4 protein-coding genes and 1 pseudogene are annotated in these 4,669 nt (G+C 49.5%); all 5 read right to left on the bottom strand.

Annotation, left to right across the window (positions count from 1 at the left end):
• A pseudogene (locus Q0338_RS08880) lies at positions 1-918 on the bottom strand (polysaccharide biosynthesis protein); the annotation flags it as partial.
• On the bottom strand, positions 918-2,150 hold the full coding sequence (gene tviB / locus Q0338_RS08875) for a Vi polysaccharide biosynthesis UDP-N-acetylglucosamine C-6 dehydrogenase TviB (protein WP_298086434.1): 1,233 nt from the start codon (positions 2,148-2,150) through the stop codon (positions 918-920). The gene tviB and the pseudogene Q0338_RS08880, both read right to left, overlap by 1 nt.
• Positions 2,147-2,590, bottom strand: coding sequence for an ecotin family protein (locus Q0338_RS08870; RefSeq protein ID WP_298086433.1), 444 nt, complete (start codon positions 2,588-2,590; stop codon positions 2,147-2,149). Before Q0338_RS08870 ends, tviB begins: the two co-directional genes overlap by 4 nt.
• Complete coding sequence (locus Q0338_RS08865; protein ID WP_298086435.1) at positions 2,587-3,909, bottom strand: UDP-glucose/GDP-mannose dehydrogenase family protein; 1,323 nt, start codon at positions 3,907-3,909, stop codon at positions 2,587-2,589. The genes Q0338_RS08870 and Q0338_RS08865 overlap by 4 nt, the downstream gene beginning before the upstream one ends.
• A partial coding sequence (gene galE / locus Q0338_RS08860) for a UDP-glucose 4-epimerase GalE (protein ID WP_298086432.1) occupies positions 3,906-4,669 on the bottom strand: 764 nt, incomplete at its 5' end. The genes Q0338_RS08865 and galE, both read right to left, overlap by 4 nt.

Genomic DNA, 4,669 nt, shown 5'->3' with positions numbered 1-4,669 from the left:
CGTAACTCGCATCGAAAATTTAGCCTCCGCAACAAGCGCGGTCAAATTTGATTTAGAGTAGTGCTCGACGAATTTTGGCGCAAATATCGCGCTAAGCTGCGCTACGAAGCTCTCTAAAATGATCGGAGCCGCCTTTGAAACGGCTAAAATTCCCGTCGCGTTAGCGCTTAAAAAGATGTTGCAGATAAACAGGTCCATGCCGCTCATAAGCACGCGGTTTAGGGCGTTAAAGCTATTATAGACGCCTGATTTTAGTAGCTCTTTTATCCGCGTAAAGTCAAATTCGCGAGGGTTAAATTTAAGCTCGGGCGTGATGCGGCGCGAAACCCAAACGCTCGTAAAAAACACAAAGAGCGACGCGACTAGAGCAGAGATCGCGATATAGGCGATCATAGGTCTGAAAAAATAAAAAAGCGCTACGATGAGAGCGGCTAAAATGGCGCTAGATGCGGCGTTGCGAACGGAGATGATGTAGAGCTTGTTTTTGATAAACATCGAGACGCTGATGACGCCGTTAAAAAGCCCGACGCAAAAATTTATAAAATAAAACGCGAAAGTAAGCCGCACGTCGCCTAGCAGCGCGTCGCTCACGTTTAGCACGCTTTGTAAATTTAAGATAAAAATGCCCGCGCCCAGCAAAATAAGAACGCAAAAAAAGATATTTACGACTAGAACCGACGAGTAGTAGGCGTTTGCCGCGCGGGTATCGTCTCTGTGCCACTCGTACGCGACGAAGCGGCCGCTAACCGAGTTTATCGCCGCGGTTACGACTAGAGCGTAGGCCACGATAGCGTTAGACAGCCCGACAAAGCCGTAGGCTTCGTTGCCTAGGCTCTTTAGGATGTAGGGCGTGAGGAAAAAATTTATCCCCATCGAGACGATAAAAACGACGATGGAGCTGATCAAATTTACGAGCATTACAGCCTTGCGTCGGCGTTTTCGTAAACGTTTTTGATATCGTAAACGAGAGCTTTGCTAAATTTTAACCCTTTAAATTTATCGTGAGCGACGGCGATCACGACGCAGTCGTAGTCCGCCTCGTCAAAGCTTTTTAGAGGCGCGATACCGTATTCGCGCTTTACTTCGGCTTCGTCCGTCCACGGATCATAGACGTCCACGCGGCAACCAAAATCCCTAAGCTCCTCGATCACGTCTATCACGCGCGAGTTGCGGATATCCGGGCAGTTTTCCTTAAACGTAAGGCCAAGCACCAAAACGCGAGCCGAATTTATCAAAACGCCCCTTTTTATCATTAGTTTTACGACCTGATCGGCGGCGTATTTGCCCATATTGTCGTTGATACGGCGACCGGCTAGGATCATCTCGGGATGAAAGCCAAGCTCCTGCGCCTTGTGCGTGAGATAGTACGGATCCACGCCGATGCAGTGGCCGCCCACTAGGCCCGGGCGGAAATTTAAGAAATTCCACTTCGTGCCCGCAGCCTGCAAAACGGCGTTCGTGTCGATGTTCATCTTGTTAAATATCATCGCAAGCTCGTTCATAAAGGCGATGTTTATATCGCGCTGAGTGTTTTCGATGACTTTGGCAGCCTCGGCGACCTTGATAGTAGGCGCTTTGTGCGTGCCCGCCGTTATGATCGAGCGGTAGACCTCATCGACCTTGTCGGCTACCTCGGGCGTCGAGCCGCTAGTGATTTTTTTGATTTTAGTTACGGTGTGCTCTTTGTCGCCCGGGTTTATGCGCTCAGGCGAGTATCCGCAGAAAAAGTCCTCGTTAAATTTAAGCCCGCTTTGCTCAAGCAGCGGCACGCAAATCTCCTCCGTAACGCCCGGATACACCGTGCTTTCATACACGACGATATCGCCCTTTTTTAGCACCTTTGCGACGCTTTGCGTAGCTTTTACGACAGGCGTCAAATCAGGGCGTTTGTTTTTATCTATCGGCGTCGGGACGGTAACGATAAAGAAATTACACTCCTTTATATCGTCCAAATTTAGGCTAAATTTCATACCGTTCTCTATCGCTTTTTTCATCTGCTCGGCGCTTAGCTCTAGCGTGCGGTCATACCCGCTTTTAAGCTCCTCGATGCGGGCGGCATTGACGTCAAAGCCCGTGACTTCGTATTTCTCGCTAAATGCAGCCGCCAAAGGCAGCCCGACGTATCCTAGTCCGATAACGGCTATTTTCATTTATTTTTCCTTTTTAATTTTTTTGGTTCTATCGTTTTTACGCGTTCATACACTCTTATTTCCGCGCCTACGCCTTGCGGAGTTATGATTTTAATAGGGCTAACGCCCGGTAAAATTTCAGTGAGCTCATAATAAACCCGCCTTTTTTTCTTTCCGTCCTTGCAGAGCATCATCGTTTGCGCTAGCTCGTCACCGCCGCTAAATTCGTAATAAATCCCGCGCGCGTCCTCTTTTTCCTCGAGCTTTCCGCCGAGCAAAAAGGCGAAGTTGCAGTCGGTTTGCATCTCTTTAAAAAACGCGACTTCGTATTTAAAATAATCAGGCGGCATCTTTGAGATAGGTAGCTCGAAAATATTTTCCTCGGTTTTTGCCGCGTTTTCGCCTGCAAAAAGCGCAAACGGCAGCACGCAAGCCGCGATAAAAAGTAAAATTTTCCTCATGATTTCACTCCTATTTGGAAATACTTAAAGCCCAAATTTGCCAGATTTTTCGCGTCGTATTGATTGCGCCCGTCAAAGATCACGGCGTTTTTTAGCCGCTGTTTCATCTCCATAAAATCAGGCGACCTAAACTCGCTCCACTCGGTAACCAGCGCGAGCGCGTCGGCGCCGTTTAGCGCGTCGTATTTGTTTGGAGCGAATTTTAAATTTGAGTTAGGTAGATATTTTTTGGCTTCGTTTGCGGCTTTTGGATCGTAGGCGACGACGTTTGCGCCCGCGTTTTCTAGCGCTTTTATGAGCACTAGCGAGCTAGCCTCGCGCATATCGTCGGTGTTTGGTTTAAACGCTAGCCCCCAAATCGCCACCGTTTTTCCGCTCAAATTTCCGCCGAAAAATGCTGAAATTTTTTCAAAAAGTACCGTTTTTTGCGCCGCGTTTCTAGCCTCCACCGCGCTTAAAACCTTCGGCTCAAAACCGTTTTGTCTGGCGGTGTAGATGAGCGCCTCGACGTCTTTTGGAAAACAGCTACCGCCGTATCCGCAGCCAGGATATATAAAGCTATAACCGATGCGAGAGTCGCTGCCGATGCCTTTTCGCACCAAATTTACGTCCGCTCCCACGCGTTCGCAGATGCCCGCGATCTCGTTTATGAAGCTTATTTTAGTCGCTAGCATCGCGTTTGCGGCGTATTTGGTCATCTCGGCGGATTTTACGTCCATAGCGATAAAGCGGTCGTGATTTTTCATAAACGGCGCGTAAAGCTCGCGCATGACGCTTTGCCCCCACTCGCTGCTAGCGCCCACTACGACGCGGTCTGGCTTTAAAAAGTCCTCGACCGCCGCGCCCTCTTTTAAAAACTCGGGGTTTGAGACGACTTCAAATTTGACGTCCATATTTCTCTTTTTTAGCTCGCCTGCGATCACTTCGGTTACCTTCTCCGCAGTGCCCACGGGGACGGTTGATTTATCCACGACGATTAGCGGCGAGGTCAAATTTTGCCCGATGCTTTTTGCGACCTCTAGCACGTAGCGCAGATCGGCCTGTCCGTCCGCGCCCATAGGCGTACCCACCGCGATAAATAGCACGCTAGCGTGCGCCAAGGCCTCTTTTATATCGACGCTAAATTTGAGCGCGCCGTTTGCCCTGCACTCAGCCACAATTTCAGAAAGTCCGGGCTCATAGATCGGTATGACGCCGTTATTTAGGGCGTTTATCTTGGCTTCGTCCACGTCCACGCATATGACGTCGTTGCCCATTTTAGCTAGGCACGCGCCGCTAACTAGCCCCACGTAGCCCGTGCCTACGACTGCGATCCTCACAGCCTTTTCTCCCACTCAAGCGCGGTTTTTATGATGAGCGCGAGATCCTCTCTCTTAGGCTGCCAGTTAGTTAAATTTCTTATCTTTTCTGGCTTTGCAATGAGGCGCGCTGGATCGCCATCTCTGCGAGGCGAGTTAATAACCTTAAAATCAACCCCGCTTACTTTTTTGGCCGTTTCTATAACCTCTTTTACGCTAAAGCCGCGGCCGTAGCCGACATTAAAGGTCTCGCTTTTTTCATGCTCGTTTAGATACTCTAGCGCGCTTAGATGCGCGTCGGCTAGGTCGCTCACGTGGATATAGTCTCTCACGCAGGTGCCGTCTGCCGTCGGATAGTCGCTGCCAAAAATTCCCATACTCTCGCGCTTACCCAGAGCCGTCTGCGTCGCGACTTTGATTAGATGCGTGGCGTTTGGATAGTTTTGCCCGATGAGCCCCTCCTCATCAGCACCCGCGACGTTAAAGTAACGCAAAATCGCAAATTTGAAATTTTCATTTGAAGCGGCGTAGTCTTTGATGATCCACTCGCTCATTAGCTTGCTTCGGCCGTACGGATTTATCGGATTTGCCGCGGTTTGCTCATCGACCTCGCCGATCTCGGGCTCGCCGTAAACCGCCGCCGTGGAGCTAAAGATAAATTTATTTACGCCGTAGTGCTTACAATAGGTCAAAATTTTAGCGACGTTTGCGGTGTTGTTTAGGTAGTATTTTAGCGGATCTTGCGTGCTTTCAAAAACCTCGATAAATGCGGCGAAATGGA

Source organism: uncultured Campylobacter sp., from assembly GCF_938018145.1.
Lineage (GTDB): Bacteria > Campylobacterota > Campylobacteria > Campylobacterales > Campylobacteraceae > Campylobacter_A.
The sequence above is the reverse complement of the archived record's forward strand: the minus strand, read 5'-3'. Positions and strand labels throughout refer to the sequence as shown.

Excerpts from the sequence above, each read along its gene's own strand:
- tviB (WP_298086434.1), bottom strand. The coding sequence starts at position 2,150 with ATGAAAATAGCCGTTATCGGACTAGGATACGTCGGGCTGCCTTTGGCG.
- Q0338_RS08870 (WP_298086433.1), bottom strand. The coding sequence starts at position 2,590 with ATGAGGAAAATTTTACTTTTTATCGCGGCTTGCGTGCTGCCGTTTGCG.